Below are 19,262 nucleotides of genomic sequence, written 5' to 3'. Positions count from 1 at the left end.
TATATCTTCTTATGAAACAACGAAGAAAAGACCAGATAGATATTGAGCATCATGTGACACTTGACCAGCTCAACACTCTAATAAAAACCGAGACTAATGCCAGGATGTTGAGACGGCTATATTTCTGCAAATTCAGGTATCTTGGAGACTCTGTCAGCGAAGCTGCTGACAAAGTTGGTATCACTAAAATGACCGGGTATTACTGGCAGGATAGATGGAATAAAGGTGGTTATGAGGCACTAGTTCCTATGGTAAGCAAGGGCAGAGAACACAAACTCACACAACAACAGTTTGATGAACTCAAGGATATACTTAAAGAGAGGAGCCTGTGGACTACTAATGAAGTCAGGCAGCTCGTTATACAAAAGTACGGGGTTGAATATTCTCTCAAACAGATAAGAATCATAATGATACAGTTTGGCATGAAACATTCCAAACCATATACTTACGACTACAGAAAACCTGAAAATGCTGATGAGATTTTAAAAAAACCTCGAAGACATACTTACTCTCTTAAACACTGAGACCGATGAACCCTATGTAATAGGGTTCATGGATGAATCGTCTCCACAGACCAGAGCCAATACACAGAGACTCTGGTCGTTTGATAAACCCGTGATTTACAAGAACACGGATTACATAAAAGCAAATGCTTTTGCATTTTATTCCATAAACGGTAACAACCTGATCGAATTCAAAGATTCATCAAAATCTGATGATGTCTGTGAATTCCTCGAGGAAATATCAAGAATCAATCATGGTAGACCTATCGTGTTGATTATGGATAATGCCAGAGCACATCATGCACTGAAAACGACCATGAAAGCGAAACAACTGGGTATTATACTGGTGTTCCTGCCTCCGTATTCGCCTGATTTAAACCCCGTTGAGTTCATATGGAAATCTATTAAAAGAGAAATATCTGTAAGGTTTGTTCAATCAAAACAGCATATGAGGTCAATCATAAAAACAGTGTTCATGAAGATCGGAAATTCACTGTCATTTGCTAAAGCTTGGATGAAAAAATTCGATGTACAAATCAGAAGTATAATTCATTGAGTTAAAGACTATAGTAGAAAACATCCACCGAATAAAGCAATTAGAAAAAAGCCTTGATGAACTATCATTCCACTGTGATTCAGCAATGAACAGTTTAAGTTCAGAGGACAGAGAGAAAATCGAACAAAAAGCAAAAACTCTGAAAGAATCAATCAGGCCACATATTATCGAACTAAAAACCGATTTACACGAGCTGAAACAGAAATATTCAATTGAATATTCTCTTAATGATGGTAGATATGGAAAACAGGGGGCAGAGCAATGAAACTCTGCACCTTCGTATCAGACGATGATGAAGCCTACAAATGTATTCACCTTGTAGGACACCCGGTAGCTGATGGCAGAGAGGCATGTCTCAAAGGCATGCCTGTAACAGTTACCACAGCTGGAACGGTATGTAAAGAGGATTGTCCGCATTGTCACCTAGAATTTGTTGGACTTCTAAAGGATGTGATATAATGGTTTACTTAAAAAACAATACTACAATCGTGTTCAAAAGCAATTATGAGAACTTCATAAAAGAAACAGGGTGGAACTCTAACCCGGAAAGGGTAAAAAACAATACAGTCAGGAAAATTTCAGATTCTGAAATGAATGAATTAGGTCTATTCTGGGATGATTGGTACCAGTGGCTATTTGTAAGTATCCCAGAGCACAAATTACCGATAACTTCTGATGGAGATAATACGATATTGGAGGTTATCAATGAAGAATCAGGAGAACCTGTGGACAATTTCAGACATTCTGAATTTGATGCTGATGTATTACCATTGAGACCTGAAGGATATGATTTTGATTATGCTAGTACTAGAGACCATGAATCTCCTAATCCTACAAAGTATCCTATAACCGATATACAGCTCGTGTGTAATGACACTGTACATGGTATACCGTATTACAACCGGTCTGACGTTTTAAGTATTTCAGACATCACGAAATGGGATGAATTGTACATTTTCACATTTTGGAGAAACGACCCGGGTTTGTAAAGGAGCTGATATGATGATTTTCCCAAACAACGGTAACAGAACAGTGGAAATTACAAAGTCACTGAAAAAGATACGCAGACTTGAACCGCCCAAAAATAAACAGCAGCTCGTAACCCGGGCTGCAATCATGGGTTATGAACTGGGGGATTTGCAGCAGTTTGCAGTCTATAATGCAAGGTCCAACATGGATCCACAAATCCTTGGTTCCTACAGAGATAACGCCAAACTCGCACTTTCAGACCTTTTGATACAGGCTCGAATGGTCTGCATGGATATGGGTTGGGACTTCGATGAAGTTCAGGAATTAGGTCTGCAGCATCTACAGGAAAGGATGTCAGAAATCCAACAGGATGGTTTTGCTGAGAAGCAGGAGGCCTGAATTATGGGAGATCATCATTTGAAATGTACAATATGTGGATATGAGACAAATGAAGGAGATTTGGATTATAATGACATGGGTCTACATATGGAAATGGTACATGGAATAGTCAAAATAATCGATGAAACAGGAGATGATTAAACGGAATGCGATATTTGTGGTCAAAATGGAGCTCAGTTATACACAGTAAAATCGATTTTCGGCGATGAAAACAAGGCATTATGTTCTAACTGCGATTATGATCCGTTTGAATTTGAAGGAGCTGATTAAAATGGGAATCTACGTTGTAAAAATGTCAGAAGAGGACGGTGACAAGTTACAGAAACAGTTGGATGATTTGCTCGATTTCCTACCGGAAGAAGAGCAAAAAGGTTACAGCCAGATAATAGATCTAATTCATACCCTGCAGCAGCCAGCATACGAAGAGGAACAAGAATCATTCATAGTTTGAACAAGAGGGATGCCATGGGAGAATTCGGATGCAATAACTGCGGAAGCTCAAACTGCCGACAGTTCAGGAAACCAGTAGTATCCTCAGACGGAGATGAGGTTTGCATATACTGGGAGTGTCAGGAGCCAAATTGCGGTAAAAGGTTTGTAACAGGTTATGAAATCGGTTGGTTGGTGCATTATAGTGGAGCTGATTAAATGAGTGACGCATCTGGTAATCCTAAAACAATTTGGGGTTTGATGGATAAAAAGCATAAACAAATGTTTGGAGTTACCTTGACAGACAGAATCAGAGATCAACAAATGCAATTGTTAAAAGCTCATAATAGAAAATAAGGTTATCTGGACAACTTGAAGATTTTGAATTCGATAAAATAGGATTTGGTAAATGAATGTCTGCACGCAAGGTTTCATGAACAATAATTAGTTATAAATATTGACCTAAGTGCAATTTGTGTAATAAGTGGAGATGAATATGAAACCATTAAATGACATCCTTGGAAAGGAAGACAATATTGTTGCAAAAAGCCATGTGAAAACTTTTGAAGATATCAATTTTTGTATCTTAAAAGGGTACAAAAACTCAAAATTTTCCAAAACAACTAATTTTTATATAACAGCTGATGAATTGTCAAAATGCTTTGCAAATGATCGTGAGATTATCAGAGCGTCAAAATTGGAACACTTCAATTTCAAACCTGAATCTAATTTAGTTATTATTGAACAGTTAGATAAAAAATTAGATGAAAATGTATTATATGAACAAGAAAAAGCAATAGTCCAGCTTGTTCAATCAGCTCGACAACAAGGTAGAACATATATTTTCTTAACTATTCATCCTGTTTCTGAAAAACTAAGTGAACTTTGTGACCTTTATATAGTTAAGAATGAGTGATTAACCAGAATCAATGGTTTTAGAAGAAAAAGTTGACGAGTTTGAAGGGGTATAGAGGGCTAAAACCATTTAATTTTTTATCTTTTGATATCGTACCTAAATACGATTTAATAACTTTTTTATAATTATAACTCATATCCAGTAATAGACCGCAGGTTTATACCTGCGCTTAATGCATTTTAAAACTATTTTTCTCTCAAATCATCAAAATAAAGAGTATGAATTACCCATAGTTTTGACATAAAATTATGGGATTTTTGTCAGATTTTTCTAGATATTATACACCAATTCAACCTCTTATTTTACGAAAATCCCTAAATATTAACAAAACTATGGGGCAAGTAGGAGGTATAAAAATATCAGAAGATATCCTGGTTAAAGGTACAAAGATAATCGGACCGTTTGAGTACGATGCCCTTAGTGAACAGATCCCTAAAGATTATCTCAGGACGATATTTGAAATCCTGTTCTGGTCCGGCATGAGATACGTGGAGCTGCAGAGGTTATACCAGTATCCGGATTGGTGGTGGCCCAGAAAAAAAGCCATACATCTACCTGAATTTGCACAGAAGAAAAGCAAGAGGAAACAACCTGAAAGGTATATATATCCTCTACCTCCACAGTTTGACATGGTTATGAGGTATTTCTTCAAAGGTCCTAATCCTCCAAGACTGGATGTCTGGGGAGAGAACATGAAGAGATGGGCTGAAAAAGCCGATATGGACCCTAAAGGTTTCAGTGCTAAAACCACAAGAAAGTCAATTGAGAGCTGGATGGTTACCTCTGGAATGCCACTAACAAGCATCTGTTTAAGGCAGGGTCATGACAACCTCACTTCAATGAGGCATTATCAGGGTTTGCCTTTCACTGATGCAGAGAAAGCTGAAATCAAGAAAAGGTTGGCATGGGTGCATTGATTATAAATTACTGCTTATTTGGGTAAATATATAAAAAAAACCAAACAGCGAATACAAAAAGGACTATAAATGCCACCACTTCTGCAATGAAATTTTCAATTCCATTTTTCATGCTTATATACCTAAGTATAATTTTTATGCCAAAAATATTTATAAATTGTTACTTAATTTTTAATCAGTAATTATACCGATTAACTGGAGAGTTATAACCAGAATAACTAATTAATAGTCAGGCTAGTTTCAAGAAAACGGTATATTAATTACGCTAATAAATTGCTATTAGAATACTAAACAAAGGAGTTTTAATAATATGGATGCTGGTGCGATTATTATAGGGTCGGCAATTTTGGTAGCGTCACTACTACTGAATATGTATGTTAGTGATCAAATAGATGAAATGAACCAATATGGTGTTTTTGATGAAATAGTAAGGGAAATTGATGACGAATCAAAAGAAGAATATCAGACCATGAAAATTATAAAATATGGTTCTACGGCTGGAATAGTTATTGGCGGTATTATTCTATTAGTAGGTTTTGTCAAATCTGGTACTGATAAAAAGAAAAAATAATAACTCTTGTAGTGTATCGATATAGGGATTATATGAACAAAAAAACAATAACTATTATAATTATTTTACTGGTTTTAATGGGTATAGGTTGCACATCATCGCCTGATGAGAACGATTCTGATGACACAACAAACCAGACAGATGACAATCAAGAACAATCTGATGGTATTCCTAAACAGGCGCCCCAGTTGAGTATTGTGGGTGGATCTGAATCAATCAATGGTAACAAGATTATAAAGCTTGAACACCGAGGTGGTGACAAAGTTACATTTGTTAAAGGAGAAACTACTGTAGAAGTTAATGATAAGGAGGTTGTTTATAATTTAAATGAAGATGACAAATTTAGAGAAGGTGATACATACTATATCTACTATGATTCACATTCCGGTGACCTCGTAATGATTAACCCAAATAAGAAGGACGTTGAGTCTATTAGTGATGAATTAGCAAGTATACCTGGAATGGTATCCGTTAGAATAATTGACGATGCCTCTCATCAAATCATTGCTGATATGACAATCAGGTAATTCAACAGGGTTCATAAATTTCCTTTTTATTACAGTATCGATTTTGGCTCTGCAGAAATCTTTGTCTTAATAAAGTATCTGATTCTAAATCTATTTAAGAAAAAGAGCTTCTTTTTGGTTTTAGACCAAAACCTCTGAAATTTATTATATTACCGTCTGTGTTAACCAGTCTTAAATAGGTTTTCTGATGTCTAATTTAGTGATGAATAAACAGCTGATTTTGTGGATCTTTCAGGAATATGGAGACATTAAATTAGACAAAATATGAAAAAATGTCTAACTTTATTATGAAATCTAAAATTCAAGTTCATCTAACAAAGTTTCAGGTTAAAGTTCTATTTTTGTATCTACAAGTATCAAGTCTCTCTTATCATCAACAATCAACAAACGCCATTTTCCTGATTTAAATGGTTCAACACCGCTTCCTCTAGGTTGACCTTCAAATTCCCAATCTGCTTTTTTAACTCTTTTTTTATTATTTGTCATCCAGTAATTTCCATCATCATGTTCAAAATGGAATATATAGAATGATTCACCGGTTTCAATAATTGAACCTTCCATAGTATCTGAATTGTTTACTTCATACTTATTACCATCAGGGTCAAAAAGATATACTTTATTCAGCTTAATACCACTGTGAACTCCTTCTTCATATTCCTGTGACAGGGTATCTCCTGCGACCTTATTTATCTTTATAACAGGTACAGTCATTTCTTCTGTATCTCTATGAATCCCATTAACAGTCGATGTTTCAAATGCAGCCTGTGATGGTTTTTCTAAATATTTGGTATCAGTATCATATACTATTGACCCGATAACTGCTGCCAATATAACTGTGATTGCCACCATCAGAATAACACCAATAACAGGTGAAACCCCTTTGTCATCTTCTCTTAGTAATGAACTGTTATATTTGCCCATGATTATCCCAATAAAATCTTACCTAAAGTAGTATAATTTTTAAATTATAAAAATATTTAGTCGAAGCATAGCAACCGCACCAACTCAGGGTATTTTGCACCAGATTAGGCTTATTTGCACCAGATTGGGTTGTTCTGCACCGGCTTTTAAAAAAGGCGAATACATTATTATAAATATTTCAGAGTTCGACCTCCAACATAAAGATTTAAACGACTATCCGGAGGTCAAATAAAATGTTAGGAATCACATGGTTATCATTCAACGTAATACTTGCAATTGCAGGTATATTCTATGTACTGGACTATTTTGGATTTTTGAGAACTATTCCATTGGTCAATACTCTAAGCGGTAAGATGCCCAGAAATCCCGTATTTCTCATGGGTGCTATTGTACTGGTTGCTGTTGGTATGGGTTGGGTATCGGTTGGATCTGTAAGTGATACAGTAGATAACGAATCACCAGGTCCAGAAGTTACTACGGATATTAAGGACCAGCAAACAGTAAATCTTGAAGAGAAATCTGGAGGTGGAGGTTGGTCTGAAAAGACATTGATTTTTACAAATGCTCATGAAATACATAGCTATAATAATGATACAAAATCAATGAAAGTAGCCGATATGAATAACGACGGTCATTTAGATGTTATTGCAGGTAACAATGGTCAAATAGATTGCTGGTATGAAAATAATAGTGATGGTACTTTTACTGCTCATGAGATTAATATTAATTCAGAATGGGCTAACTCAATAGCCATATATGATTTGAATAATGACGGTTATTTAGATATTATTTGTGGCACTGGTGGTGTAAACAGTTGGTATGAAAACAATGGTGATGGTACTTTTACTCCTCACGATATACATAGCCATGAAAAAGATACACAAGCCATAAAAGTAGCCGATATGAATAAGGACGGTCATCCAGATATTATCGTTGGTAATGCTTTTGAATATAAAAATTATTGGTATGAAAATAATAGTGATGGTACTTTCACCGCTCATGAGATACATAACAATGCAAAAAATACATACGCAATAGAATTAGCCGATTTGAATAATGACGGTTATTTAGATTATATTGCTGGAAATGGAAATGAAAACTATTGGTACGAAAACAGTGGTGATAATACAAAATTTACTGCTCATGAGATACATACCAATCCAGATTGGACTAAATCCGTAGATGTAGCTGATATGAATGGTGATAATCGTATAGATATTCTTATAGGTAATTCAGGATATAAAAACTGTTGGTACGAAAACAGTGGTGATGATACATTTCATGAGCATGAGATACATAGTAAATCTGAATATACTCGTTCATTAAAAGTAAACGATATAAATAATGACGGTCATTTAGATGTTATTACTGGTGTCAATAATGATTCTAATTATTTTTACGAAAACAATGGTAATAATACATTTACTGCTCATAAAATGCACAGTAATAAAAAACGTACATATTCAATAGAAGTAATCGATTTTAATAATGATGGTATAAAAGATATTATTGTTGGTAACTGGGATACAAATAACTGGTATGAAGCAGACTTTGTACATTAACCATCAATTTATTTTTCTCTTTTTTTACCGATTTATCACATGGTCCTGAATTAAACTTTGAAACATTAATAGCTCAAGATAATTCTAAACCTGCACCAATTCAGAGTATTTTGCACCAGATTAGGCTAATTCGCACCAGATTGAGGTATTCTGCACCGGCTTTTAAAAAAGGCGAATACATTATTATAAATATTTCAAAGTCAGACCTCCGATACAATAGGTAATAAACCAATCGGAGGTTAAAAAAATGTTAGGCATTACATGGCTATCTTTCAACTTAATACTTGCAATTGCAGGTATAATGTATGTACTTGACTATTTCGGGATGCTTCGAAAAATCCCGTTGCTAAACATCTTAAGCGGCAGAGTGCCCAAGAATGGAGTGGTACTGATTGTATCTTTCGTGCTTATAGGTATCGGTTTTGGATGGATAAGTATCGGTGGTCTGGTAGACACCGATGATGGCGGAGGCATCACTGCACCCGAAGCAGAAGCAGCACAAACATACTCAGGCGATATCAAACTGATGATTAGTCAGGGAGACGGTACTGATTTCACAGATACAAGCTACGATTTCTACATACTTGATTACAGCGAGTATGCGGACAAAGACAAATACGAAATACTGCAGACTGTAATCGATGACGGCGTTTCACAACTCAAGGCTCCCGGAGGAGGTACACCTACAGCATCATCTACAACTGACGGAGCCATCGAGAGAGCAAGTATGAACGCACAGGTAGGACAGAGGTTCTTACTGTTTGGATACAACAGTGAAACCCCTGCTTCAGGCGAATTCGAGGTAATCAAGGAATCATTCTCAGTTGATAACTACAACGAGAACCTCGGTGAGTTCACTGTCACACCTAACAGGTTCCAGATCTATGAATACTCTTCAATGCAGACTGTAAACTTTGCAGGGTCCAATGTTTCAGGATACACCGAGACTGAGACCTCATACACCACAGACAAAACCATCACTTTCGATGCACAGCCACAGAACAACTACCGCATCGGAGATAGGATGGGTCTGTATGTAGAGCTTCCTGAAGACCTGAAAGGCAACATCGACACAATCACTGTTTCCAAGGAAGACGGTACCTCACAGGACTTCACAAGCTTCCAGAAGGTCGACAACCTCGACACTTCAGACCCGATATATGAGAGTGCACCTTCCGCGCAAAACTCTGCCAACGATATGTATTGGATTGGAGAACTGCCGGATGTCAAGAGGACCTCTGACAGCAACAAAGATCCACTCGAGATTAAGATTACATACACACATCCAGGCAGCGGTACAAATGAAGCACACTTCTATGGTATGCAGCTTGTAGATGCCGGTCGCAACCTCGAGATACCATTCAGTCAGGAACCTGCATTTACTTTGAATGCAACTGATTCCGGTAGTGATGGATGGGATACATAATCCCTCTATCCATATTTACTCCTCCTTCTTTTTTCTTTTACAGGGGTGTTGTTGAATGGCGACCAAAGTGTCGAGAGTCGATGATAGGATAAAGGGTATATCTGCACTGGGACTTTTTGCAGCTGTAGTTCAGCTGCTAAGGACAAATGCAGATTTTTTGTTTCCTAATATAGCCGACACCCTGACCAACACCATCGACTTCTACCTGCCGATGACACTTTTGTTCCTTGTAGTGCTCCTGTACAAGACCAGATTAACAGGCAGACAGCTGCCACCCATGCCCAAGGCCTACAAACTGGTCAGGAACTATGCTTTCTGGTTCATAGTGTTCTGGATAGGTACATTCCTGTTATTCTTTCTCACCAGATACGCACTTGTGGGGTTCGGGTTTCCTGAACTCCAGACACAGTATACCGGAGCAGGTAGCTTCATACTCAATTTCGTGATTGCAGCCATGGAGAACCTTGCATTGGTGATGGTGGCACCGGCACTGTTTGCCTTCAATCTGGGAGGATCCGGAGTTGTATCAAAGATAATAGAATACGTTCCTGCAGGTGTAGTCGCTGCACTCTCCCATGTTTCCGTTTACTGGACACAGACTCAGCTGCAGATCCAGAAAACAGGTGGTGACCCGGTTACAAACTTAGCAATCTCTCTCGGATTCGCATACATCGCATTCACGGTGTTCTACCTGGTTTACCGGTACTGGGGATTTGCAGCATCAGTGGCACTGCACCAGACATTCAACATGAACAACTCCTGGTTAGGAGGATAAAATGGAGGCTCAGACATGATGAACCAGATAATAAACATAGGACTGGTGCTTATAGCAGTTCTTGCTTTTGTATACCTGCTGCTGCCGGATTTCTTCCCTGTCACGAACATGGACGAGTTCATGATTTCAGGGATACTATTTGCAATCCTGGAAAAGTTCGGGGTGAAGATCATATGATCAATGCAAAATCAATAATCACACTTATAATCTTACTCGCAGCAGCGGTTTCACTCTCTGGCTGTCTGGACCTCTCCACCACCGGTATCAGTGAACCCATGCCTGTAAGAAGTGTAGATTATACAGAAGATAACCCCGGCAACATAGACAACAATTACTGGCGGATATCCACAACTGTAGACGGTACCGGTGAAGAGTATGTACTGGAAGTTGATGAAGAACAGCTAAAAGATGGTGATACACAGGCACAGAACTCCCTTAGATTGTATTTCAGACCCACTCAACCCTACTGGGATGCTAACTGCTACGAACCATCCAATAAGCTGCAGTACGCTTACTGGAACAAGAACCTCTGGGGTACCTTCAAGGATTTGAGGACAGAAGATGCCAAGTACTGGAGGGTATCCGGTGTAGACCAGACCATCCATGCAGGTTATGAAGCTGTAATTGAAGCAGACGGTGAAGAGGTGGCATCTGGCACAGTGACAAACTTTGCAACAGATGACACAGAATCTGGAACACTTACTATGGAAGCAGAGGGCCCTGATGGTAGAGACCACACCATATACATCACTCTAAACAATCTCGAAATGAAGGGAGTGCTTACACCCAAAGGTGAACTGGCAATAGTTTCCGATGGTACAGATGCAAACTCGGATTCATCGTATGATCTCGTGAACTACATCACGCTCAAAGAGACACTGGAAGAAGAGAGGGAGTTTGCAAAGACAGGGTATGATAACCTCGATCCTACCCAGGAAGACCCTGACATCTGGAACTGGCAGGATGCATATGATTGGATGAGGAACAACGGGTTAAGAAGCGAGATACCTTCACAATCTGTATCAGGATATGATATTAGAGGAGTGGAGAGTTTCAGTTCTAACCCTCAGGGTATAGAGGTATATTACAGTAAAGGAACGTTCTCCACATCTGTTACTGCATACATACCTGAAGAACTTGCAGATACCATCGTAGAAGAAAAGGCTGCTCCTTCACCCGATATAAACAAACTCGATTCTGTGACAACTGTAGAGGGTGAATCTGTCAACTTCAAGGTAACTGTTGATAACAAGGGTACCGGTGGAGATGTGGAGCTTACAGCTGTATCTGATGCACTGAAGAACATCGGAACAATAGGAGACCAGAAGCGCTACATCCCGTCCGGTGAATCTGAGAGCTTCATGTTCACCGCTGATGTTGCTGATGATATCACGGATTACGGTGAAGAGAGTTTTGATGTCAAAGTCCAGGCAGACGGTGGTGTGTCGGGTCAGTTCGGTACTACTGACACGCAGACCTTTGAACTGGTAGTAAAGAGCAGTGACACCGCCCAGAAAGGCACACTCAAGATAAATGCAGTCTACGAATCCACGGGTGAAGAGTTCGAGAACGCACCCATCTATGTAGGATATGGATCTGATGCGAGAAAAGGCACAGGTTCTGCAGAAGTAGAGGTCATGGGTGATATTGAGTATGCTGTATACAGCAATGATACATCAGGCTATAAGTCGCAGTACACCCAGGAAGAACCCTATCTTGTGACTGTAGAACCCGGTGGTATGGAAGAAGTAACCATCAAGTTCGCAGAAGACAGACCCGGTTCTGATGATGAAGAGTGGGGATGGCTCTGGTACTACATAGGAATCCTTGCAGGTATACTGTTAATCGGATTTGTAGTGTGGTATTCCGGACTCATAGAGTATCTCATACAGAACCCGATACTGATTGCAGCACTGATAATCGCAACTGTTGTAATATGGTCGATATTGACAGTACAGGATATGTTGCAGTCAGCAGCTGATGCTATTACCTTCTGGAGTTGATATAAATGAAATTAGGATCTAAATTCAAAAAATGGACAGCAATAATGTTGGTGGTGCTTATTTCTTTCACCACCTTCGGCTGCATCTCAGAGCAGACATATCTGCCAAGTAGTGATAATGCAGTCGTGAAATACCCGGAAGTAACAGGCTACATGTATGCACCTGAGAACCCCTACCAGATGGACTCACCTTCGGATGAATACGGTAGGTTCCAGAATAGTGTGAGAGGTACAGTAACGTACGAGAACAGCAACAGTTTCGACACCTCGATGAAAAATGAGAACTTCAGGGTGGCAATAGGCTATACTCCGGAAGGTAGCGATGTTACTGTCAATGTGGATATAGGCGGATCGTCACAAACAGTTACATTGTCAGACCCTGATGCCTTCTACAATGATTATCAAAACGTGGTGGTAAATACAGGATTAAATCTCGAACACGTTGATGATGGAGACGGTCAGGTAGAAGTTACCATCAAGCACTCATCATCAGAGAAATCCGTCAAGATACATGAGGTGGCATTCATCGCAGACCAGACATCATCTACCACAAGCGATGATGGGGGTACAACAGGTGGTGGTACAGGTGATACTGGAGGTACCACTTCACCTTCAACAGGTACTGTCGAGTTCTACACTGACCCGGTAGGTGCAGCTGTATACGTGGATGGAGACTATAAAGGCCAGACATCCTCATACAGCTACGGTGTACTGACCATGGAACTGTATGAGGGTAGCCACAGTTACACGGTTTCTGCCAATGATTACGAAACTGAGACAGGTACATTCAGCGTGACAGCTGGAGAAACTAATGCCGTCACAGCCTCGCTTGAGGAGAGTACATCTGATGGTGGAGGAGACGATGACGGTGGTGATGACGGAGGGGATACAGAACCTTCAAACACTGCACCATCTGCTCAGATTTCCGCATCACAAACATCTGAGACAAATATAGTGTTCACTTCAGAATCCTCGGATCCTGACGGTCAGATTACCAAACAGGAATGGTTCCTGAACGGTGAACCCGTGAGTACAGGTGACCAGTACCAGATGGAGACGAGCAACATGAACTCCGGGACCTATGTCGTAGAACTAGATGTCACGGATGATCAGGGAGCAACCTCGACTGCAAAATACAAGGTAACCATCGATGAGACAAAGAAGGTAGTAGAGTCCGAGGAAAAATCCGGTGACTCTGGTACTGATTCAGAAGGCGATAGTAGGCCGAGGCCAGTACTCCAGATACCAGGATTTGAAGCAGTATTTGCTCTGGCCGGTCTTGTAATCGTTGTTTTACTTGCAAGGAGGGGTGAGAGATGAGTCTTATCCCTGCCGGTACCGGTGTCCAGAAGGTAGTATTTGCTATGATTGCTACATGGGTGGCCGGTGGATTCCTGCAGGAAGGACTCAGGAGTTTCGGAGTATATAATATGTGGAATCCCTACTGGAACCTGATGATTGCAGTCGGGATTTTGCTGCTCCTTGTAAGATATGTGAGGTGATATATATGGATAATAGATTGAAACAAACTCTGGCAATGTTACTGATAATATCGTTTGCTGCAAGTCCTATATCTGTTGCAGATCAGGAGTCAATCAGTGCCGGTTTCTTTGGAGGAGTGGAAGATTTTGTAGGCGGTGTGGCTGAAAGAGCTGAGAATATGTTCGGTGAAGCTGTAAACAATTCAAGCCCTCAGGGAGATCCACAGTTCAACAGGTCCACTGACAGAGATAAGGATAGAGTCAACAGGAGTGAATCCGAATTGGATGAAGATGGAGAAACCCTTGAAGAAGTAGAAGATAGAGTAGGAAATAGAGAGAACATCGACAAGATTAGCGATTTCATGGACGAACACGATGTTAAGGCAGCTTCTATAAGGGTAGTCGATACAGATGAGAAGTTCTATCTGGTCAAGAACCAGGGTTTTGTTGAATCACATAACGGTGAAGTGGATGTGAAAGCACAGGTCACTACTGATGATATCGAGTTTGTGCTTGAGAGAACAGAAGATGGAGAGCTCGGATTCAGAGAACGTGTAGAAGTATCCAACCGGCTCAAAGACCGTATAATAAACAGAGATACAGGTATGGAAAGCCTGAAATTCAGTATATTCGGAGGTATCTGATATGATAAGCCGGTACAGATTACCATTAATAATCATATCTGTACTCGGTTTCAGCCACTTTGTAATGATGCTGCTGAACAAAGAGGTGATACTGTCTGGTTTAGGATGGTTCGGCTTACCGCTCTGGACTCTATTCCAGACCATATCTTCAATATGGTTTGTGCTGATACCGGCTGCAGTTATGCTGATGTTCTATGACAGAACCATGACCATACAGTATATGGTGCCTCTGTTGATACTGATTATTATAATGCTTAAAGCTGCAGAAGTAGCTTTTACAGGTCTGCCTGATGTCTGACTTTAATTAAATATTTATAGTTGGATGGATTAAACCATCAACAAATGCGCAGCTTATCTGACCTTGTATCCGATGATGAAGCAGTCTCTAGTATTATCGGCGAAATCCTGATGACAGGTATTGCTGTCCTAATATTTGCTATCATAGCTGTATCTGTTTTTTCTATGCTTGACCCTGTTGAAGAACCTCATATCGATGTCGATGGGTGGCCCAACAATTATACGGATAAAATCCACATAAGGCATGAAGGTGGGGAGAAGCTTAGTACAGAGGACCTGAAACTGATAGTTGAGGTCAATGACACAAGGAAATCTTATACAGGTAATGAAATCAAAGATGATTTCCATAATAAAGATACGTGGCAGATTGCTGATACCATTTCGGTGGATATTTCTGAAGAATTCGGTCAGGAAGTGACTTATGATAAAGACATCGAATTTACTCTTATCCACACTAAATCCAGTACCGTTATTGAAAATGGTGTTCTGACGAGTTCAAAGGTAGGAACCGGTGATGGTTCTGGTGATGGTGACGATGGAGGAGATGGAAACGGAAATGGTAATGGTAACGGTGACGGTACAGTGAATGCATCGGAACGTGTGAAATATGTTGATGATTCTGTAAATAAAAATGGAGCTAATTTTAACTTTAGTTTTAGTGTTAATGAGGGTGAAGTGACTATAGATAATATTGAATTATACCTTGTAAATGAAGATGGTCCAGTAGGATATAACAATATAAAAATAAATGAAAGAGAATTTACTAATGAGAACATAAATGTCCCTGAAGGCATTAACCATTTTTTAATTATTTCTGATGAAATTGCCAAAGGTGGTCCTGGTAAAGAAGACATATCAGTTAAATTCATTTTTGGTGATGGCAGCGAGAAGTTATTTGATGAATGGCAATAACGGTCTTTTAAGGATAACTTATAAAAAACATCATGCATGATAATATATATGTTATCATACAAAACAATTAATTTATTTAGTTTGTATGGGAGGATAAAATGGCTTACCATATCCACAACGCTCTTAAATATCGGATACTAGGTGAAGTGATAAAAATAGAAGAAGAAAGGAAAAAAGACCCTTTTGCTGATAAGGCTGATTTAAATACACTTCACAAACGGTTAGATGTTAGTAAAAACTCCCTCGTAAAAACCCTCAACAAGATGGCAAACTATGGCTACCTTATCAGAAAAAAATACATTACACCTAGAAACAATTGCAAGAACTATTACGTTTTAGGTGAAGTTGGTAAAAAAGTATTTCCAAAACTTCACGAGAAAATGAAAAATGGAGAAAGTCTAAACCTTCGAAACCCAAAAGAAGAAAAAATAAGTTCATATATTAGGACGTCAGAAGAATATATCAAAAAAAGAATCCAAATACTGGAAGATAAGAAAAAAGAAATTGATGACCAAATAGAAAAACTGAATCAAGAAAAAGCTTTGATTACTGTCCAGGATTGATTTGGTCAATAATATCCTGCCAGAAATCCTGACCTTTATCCATACCTTTCATTCTCATCACTTTTTGTATCGATTTGGCACCATAACCCTGTTCTGCCATCGCTTCTGCATACTGCATCGCCATATCCTCATTTTCAAACACCGAGAACGGAGTACCGATTTTCTCATCATAGAAATCCAGTTCATACCCTTTATATGTGCAGTACTTTAGATCAGTGGATTTGACGTATGACCATTCTCTGTTTTTTGGTTCAAAATACTGGTCCCTCTTGTCAAACACTATTTCTCTCTCGGTCTGCTTACCGTATAATGATGTATAGGGTTTGATGATATGCACATCGGCCCAGATTGTCAATGAATTGTCAGACCTGGATGTGTTCTGGGTGATAAAGATAACTTTCCTACCCTGGTGTCTGGCTACTGCAAGTAACTCAGTGGATTCAACATTGTCTTTACTCATGGATCTGCGTGAGTTCATGAAGATAGCCGATTCGTCCACAAGACCTACTGCATTCTGGGGTAGATGGTCTAGTGTAGCCACGTATCCCGCCCATTCAGGAAGGTTGATAGGTGGACCGACCCAGTAAACCTTGTATTCTTTTCTGAGTGCATGAAGCAGCCTCCAACCCTCGTATGTCTTGCCTGAACCCTTTGAACCGGATATCAGGATTACATCCTGTCCTGGTTTTCTGATGACATTTATCATCTTCCAGAAGTTCTTTGTCGGGTCTTCCAGATTGGACAAATAATCCGTAATCACCAGGTAACCAAGGTATGGATCTTCGTAGAAATCGCTGATAATGGTGCTGTGCTCCTCAGGCTCCCATCTCTCGTCCAGATACCTGATGAGATGTTCCTTGTGCAGCTGGAACAACCATTTGCGGTACCAGTTCTTGCCTTTCTGTCTCGGTGAAGGTGTCTTTTTCTGCTGTGTACCTGTAAAATGCATCAGATATCCTCTTTGTTATCATCGTCATAGTTTTCAGAACGCTTGAACTCGGTCCTCTTGTAGCCGAGTGTGGTGTCTATATTGAATGCAGTACGCTTCATACCTCCGGTTACATCCTCTGAAAACTCGATCTTTGAGTTGATGGCTTTCTTGAGATTATCTAATGATTTATTCTTGAGGGGTATCATGTCCACTAACCAGTAAATAACTTCATTGAACTTGTCGTCCTTGAAATCGTGACCGTTTATAACGGATTTCATGTTATCGTATTCTTCGGATTTGAGGGGTTCAGGGACGTATATCTTCATGTACTGGCCCAGTACAGCCTGGTCGAAAATCTGTTTATCCCTGCCGATATACTCGAAGAAGGCTTTATGGCTGATTCTCCGCTTCCTGCCGAGGAAGATAAGGGTGTTACCTGCCATGTGAACCATGGACTTCGGCCCGAAGAACAGTTTGTTGCCGGGTTTTGTCTGGAAACCCCTGTTGTATCCGTTGTATGTCCAAACCCAGTGTTTTACTTTGGGATGGTCGGCGGGTTCCTTATGGATCTGGTAATATCTGGGTATAGGGTTGTTAAGAGGTTTGTAGGATTTGGCATTGTCTTTCTTCTCTTTCGGATCCTCGTCAAGGAAAGCTACCTTTTCACTGTAATATGAGAAGTAGCCGTCTGCATTGAGTTTGAGGATGAACATGAATGCGTATGTTCCAAATGCCACTACCATGACAGGCACAGGTTCGGACCCGAGCATATCGAGCCAGAATATTGCAACCACTATGACTGCTAAAAAGATAAGGAAAAAAATGAGTTTCTTGGATAGCTTCATGTATTCACCTCAACAGGTGCCGTTTCAGGAACCCGTCATTTCTGTTCCTGGCTGACTCTTTGCCTATACTGGTTATCATTCCGAGGAACTTGGACACACCTTTTGTCTCGTTATTTGCTACCTGGAAGATTACATCATAGGATTTGTTGAAACCCATAAGCTCTTCCTGAATGAACGTGTTGACGTTGACGTATTCCTTTTTGTTAGTATTGGGGTTGGTTACCTCGAACTTCTTATATTTCTCAAGTTCTCTGGTACTCAGGAAACCTATTGCAGATGATTTGGGACCGAATACCATACCTTTCATGCTTCTCAATTTTTGTTTAAGCTCTACAGGAGTTTCATCTAACGGTGTGTTCTCCATGACGTTAGCAGTAACTATTAGGTGGTTTCCTGCTATACGATGCACATGAGTTCCAGGAGCTATTATAATGTGTGTTCCGGGTCTTGGTACAGGAGATGCACAGCCTTCAGCACCTGCCATACAGAACCCGGAGTGGACCATGTAATCACCGTTGTAAGCGTAGGGATGTTCAAATCCAGAACCCAGTATTTTGGGTGAATAGTTCTCCTTAAAATGCAGGTCCAGACCATTGACAAGGGTTACAAATCCTATTATAAGCAGCAGATACTGACCTATAACTGGAACCTCTATTGTTGGAGGTATCTCCAGAACACCGTTTGATATGACATTCAACCCCTCTACAAGATGTTTACTGCTTTCAGGTGTACCAAATGCAGCTGCAAGGAAGAAGAGTACTACAAACATTGTGACAGAAGGATTCGGCATCTTCATTAGAGACACCCTGCTATTTTCTCAAAGAAATCCTGGTCTACGTCTTTGTCAGATATCTTCTTTGCTATACCTCTGACAGTGTGTGCATCGATGATATCCGGATCATCAAGGTTGTTGAATATCATCTCGAATATCTCGTTGCTTATCGGGTTTCCATAGACCTTTTTAATGTGGTGATTAAAGATCATGTATGCTATATCGTTCCTGCAGTACTGCCTGTCACCAAGGTTTGATTTGTTGAGTGCATCTGCTATCCTGTCGCAGTGGTCCAGGAAACTCTGGGGTAAACGGAAAGTAGTGGGATGTAGGGTTTCACTCAT

The 19,262-nt window shown here is 39.7% G+C and carries 28 protein-coding genes; 23 read left to right on the top strand and 5 right to left on the bottom strand.

Going from position 1 to position 19,262, the window contains the following annotated elements; translation table 11 throughout:
* Window positions 1-11: 11 nt before the first annotated feature.
* From METEV_RS11955 to METEV_RS03120, 12 genes are all read left to right on the top strand, one after another.
* Window positions 12-1,059, top strand: a protein-coding gene (locus METEV_RS11955) for an IS630 family transposase (RefSeq protein ID WP_157197272.1) whose coding sequence is annotated in 2 segments (ribosomal slippage) — window positions 12-491 and window positions 493-1,059 — 1,047 coding nt in all. Because the reading frame shifts where the segments join, the coding sequence is not laid out codon by codon here.
* Window positions 1,060-1,144: 85 nt separating this feature from the next.
* Window positions 1,145-1,324 (top strand): hypothetical protein, encoded by a 180-nt coding sequence (locus tag METEV_RS03165; RefSeq protein WP_013194113.1) that lies wholly within the window; start codon window positions 1,145-1,147, stop codon window positions 1,322-1,324.
* Window positions 1,321-1,518, top strand: a complete 198-nt coding sequence (locus tag METEV_RS03160) for a hypothetical protein (RefSeq protein WP_013194112.1) — start codon at window positions 1,321-1,323, stop codon at window positions 1,516-1,518. The genes METEV_RS03165 and METEV_RS03160 overlap by 4 nt, the downstream gene beginning before the upstream one ends.
* Window positions 1,518-2,048 carry a hypothetical protein gene (locus METEV_RS03155; RefSeq protein WP_013194111.1) on the top strand — a complete coding sequence of 177 codons (531 nt, stop codon included), beginning with the start codon at window positions 1,518-1,520 and terminating at the stop codon, window positions 2,046-2,048. The genes METEV_RS03160 and METEV_RS03155 overlap by 1 nt, the downstream gene beginning before the upstream one ends.
* A 10-nt stretch (window positions 2,049-2,058) precedes the next feature.
* Window positions 2,059-2,427, top strand: coding sequence for a hypothetical protein (locus METEV_RS03150; protein WP_013194110.1), 369 nt, complete (start codon window positions 2,059-2,061; stop codon window positions 2,425-2,427).
* A 3-nt stretch (window positions 2,428-2,430) separates the two neighbouring features.
* Window positions 2,431-2,568 (top strand): hypothetical protein, encoded by a 138-nt coding sequence (locus tag METEV_RS12260; RefSeq protein ID WP_013194109.1) that lies wholly within the window; start codon window positions 2,431-2,433, stop codon window positions 2,566-2,568.
* A 130-nt stretch (window positions 2,569-2,698) separates the two neighbouring features.
* Window positions 2,699-2,878, top strand: coding sequence for a hypothetical protein (locus METEV_RS03145; protein ID WP_013194108.1), 180 nt, complete (start codon window positions 2,699-2,701; stop codon window positions 2,876-2,878).
* Window positions 2,879-2,892: 14 nt separating this feature from the next.
* Window positions 2,893-3,075, top strand: coding sequence for a hypothetical protein (locus METEV_RS03140; RefSeq protein WP_013194107.1), 183 nt, complete (start codon window positions 2,893-2,895; stop codon window positions 3,073-3,075).
* 277 nt (window positions 3,076-3,352) lie between these two features.
* On the top strand, window positions 3,353-3,772 hold the full coding sequence (locus METEV_RS03135) for a hypothetical protein (protein ID WP_013194105.1): 420 nt from the start codon (window positions 3,353-3,355) through the stop codon (window positions 3,770-3,772).
* 332 nt (window positions 3,773-4,104) lie between these two features.
* Window positions 4,105-4,689, top strand: coding sequence for a site-specific integrase (locus tag METEV_RS03130; RefSeq protein ID WP_157197271.1), 585 nt, complete (start codon window positions 4,105-4,107; stop codon window positions 4,687-4,689).
* A gap of 310 nt (window positions 4,690-4,999) precedes the next feature.
* Window positions 5,000-5,260, top strand: a complete 261-nt coding sequence (locus METEV_RS03125; protein ID WP_013194103.1) for a hypothetical protein — start codon at window positions 5,000-5,002, stop codon at window positions 5,258-5,260.
* A gap of 32 nt (window positions 5,261-5,292) precedes the next feature.
* Window positions 5,293-5,787: a hypothetical protein gene (locus METEV_RS03120; RefSeq protein WP_013194102.1), complete on the top strand. Its 495-nt coding sequence runs from the start codon at window positions 5,293-5,295 to the stop codon at window positions 5,785-5,787.
* Window positions 5,788-6,114: 327 nt separating this feature from the next.
* Here the strand turns inward: METEV_RS03120 and METEV_RS12505 are convergent, their stop codons facing one another.
* The gene (locus tag METEV_RS12505; protein WP_013194101.1) at window positions 6,115-6,708 is read right to left on the bottom strand and encodes a type IV pilin; all 594 of its coding nucleotides are present in this window, start codon (window positions 6,706-6,708) and stop codon (window positions 6,115-6,117) included.
* A gap of 233 nt (window positions 6,709-6,941) precedes the next feature.
* Between METEV_RS12505 and METEV_RS03110 the strand changes: the two genes are divergently transcribed.
* The 11 genes from METEV_RS03110 (at window position 6,942) to METEV_RS03065 (ending at window position 16,370) form a co-directional block, all read left to right on the top strand.
* Window positions 6,942-8,270, top strand: coding sequence for an FG-GAP repeat domain-containing protein (locus tag METEV_RS03110; RefSeq protein WP_013194100.1), 1,329 nt, complete (start codon window positions 6,942-6,944; stop codon window positions 8,268-8,270).
* A gap of 247 nt (window positions 8,271-8,517) precedes the next feature.
* Window positions 8,518-9,696: a hypothetical protein gene (locus METEV_RS03105; RefSeq protein ID WP_013194099.1), complete on the top strand. Its 1,179-nt coding sequence runs from the start codon at window positions 8,518-8,520 to the stop codon at window positions 9,694-9,696.
* Between the two features lie 55 nt (window positions 9,697-9,751).
* The gene (locus METEV_RS03100) at window positions 9,752-10,471 is read left to right on the top strand and encodes a hypothetical protein (protein WP_013194098.1); all 720 of its coding nucleotides are present in this window, start codon (window positions 9,752-9,754) and stop codon (window positions 10,469-10,471) included.
* Window positions 10,472-10,486: 15 nt separating this feature from the next.
* Window positions 10,487-10,648, top strand: a complete 162-nt coding sequence (locus tag METEV_RS12255) for a hypothetical protein (RefSeq protein WP_013194097.1) — start codon at window positions 10,487-10,489, stop codon at window positions 10,646-10,648.
* Window positions 10,645-12,474: a hypothetical protein gene (locus tag METEV_RS03095; RefSeq protein WP_013194096.1), complete on the top strand. Its 1,830-nt coding sequence runs from the start codon at window positions 10,645-10,647 to the stop codon at window positions 12,472-12,474. The genes METEV_RS12255 and METEV_RS03095 overlap by 4 nt, the downstream gene beginning before the upstream one ends.
* A gap of 5 nt (window positions 12,475-12,479) precedes the next feature.
* The gene (locus tag METEV_RS03090; RefSeq protein ID WP_013194095.1) at window positions 12,480-13,793 is read left to right on the top strand and encodes a PEGA domain-containing protein; all 1,314 of its coding nucleotides are present in this window, start codon (window positions 12,480-12,482) and stop codon (window positions 13,791-13,793) included.
* Entirely contained in the window at window positions 13,790-13,975 is a 186-nt protein-coding gene (locus METEV_RS03085; protein ID WP_013194094.1) for a hypothetical protein, read from the top strand. Before METEV_RS03090 ends, METEV_RS03085 begins: the two co-directional genes overlap by 4 nt.
* 5 nt (window positions 13,976-13,980) lie before the next feature.
* Window positions 13,981-14,598 carry a hypothetical protein gene (locus METEV_RS03080; RefSeq protein WP_013194093.1) on the top strand — a complete coding sequence of 206 codons (618 nt, stop codon included), beginning with the start codon at window positions 13,981-13,983 and terminating at the stop codon, window positions 14,596-14,598.
* 1 nt (window position 14,599) lies between these two features.
* Window positions 14,600-14,896 carry a hypothetical protein gene (locus METEV_RS03075; protein ID WP_013194092.1) on the top strand — a complete coding sequence of 99 codons (297 nt, stop codon included), beginning with the start codon at window positions 14,600-14,602 and terminating at the stop codon, window positions 14,894-14,896.
* A 44-nt stretch (window positions 14,897-14,940) separates the two neighbouring features.
* The gene (locus METEV_RS03070; protein ID WP_013194091.1) at window positions 14,941-15,807 is read left to right on the top strand and encodes a type IV pilin N-terminal domain-containing protein; all 867 of its coding nucleotides are present in this window, start codon (window positions 14,941-14,943) and stop codon (window positions 15,805-15,807) included.
* Window positions 15,808-15,905: 98 nt separating this feature from the next.
* Complete coding sequence (locus tag METEV_RS03065) at window positions 15,906-16,370, top strand: hypothetical protein (RefSeq protein ID WP_013194090.1); 465 nt, start codon at window positions 15,906-15,908, stop codon at window positions 16,368-16,370.
* Here the strand turns inward: METEV_RS03065 and METEV_RS03060 are convergent.
* The 4 genes from METEV_RS03060 to METEV_RS03045 are packed head-to-tail and all read right to left on the bottom strand — an operon-like array spanning window position 16,354 to window position 19,262.
* Window positions 16,354-17,319, bottom strand: coding sequence for a zonular occludens toxin domain-containing protein (locus METEV_RS03060; RefSeq protein ID WP_013194089.1), 966 nt, complete (start codon window positions 17,317-17,319; stop codon window positions 16,354-16,356). The genes METEV_RS03065 and METEV_RS03060 overlap by 17 nt on opposite strands.
* Window positions 17,319-18,146 (bottom strand): hypothetical protein, encoded by an 828-nt coding sequence (locus METEV_RS03055; protein WP_013194088.1) that lies wholly within the window; start codon window positions 18,144-18,146, stop codon window positions 17,319-17,321. The genes METEV_RS03060 and METEV_RS03055 overlap by 1 nt, the downstream gene beginning before the upstream one ends.
* Window positions 18,147-18,150: 4 nt before the next feature.
* Window positions 18,151-18,942 (bottom strand): hypothetical protein, encoded by a 792-nt coding sequence (locus METEV_RS03050; RefSeq protein ID WP_013194087.1) that lies wholly within the window; start codon window positions 18,940-18,942, stop codon window positions 18,151-18,153.
* Window positions 18,942-19,262 carry a hypothetical protein gene (locus METEV_RS03045; protein ID WP_013194086.1) on the bottom strand — a complete coding sequence of 107 codons (321 nt, stop codon included), beginning with the start codon at window positions 19,260-19,262 and terminating at the stop codon, window positions 18,942-18,944. The genes METEV_RS03050 and METEV_RS03045 overlap by 1 nt, the downstream gene beginning before the upstream one ends.

The sequence above is a fragment of the Methanohalobium evestigatum Z-7303 genome (assembly GCF_000196655.1).
In the GTDB taxonomy this organism is placed as follows: Archaea; Halobacteriota; Methanosarcinia; order Methanosarcinales; family Methanosarcinaceae; genus Methanohalobium; species Methanohalobium evestigatum.
Note: the sequence above shows the minus strand (reverse complement) of the source record. Positions and strands in the feature narration are given on the sequence as shown.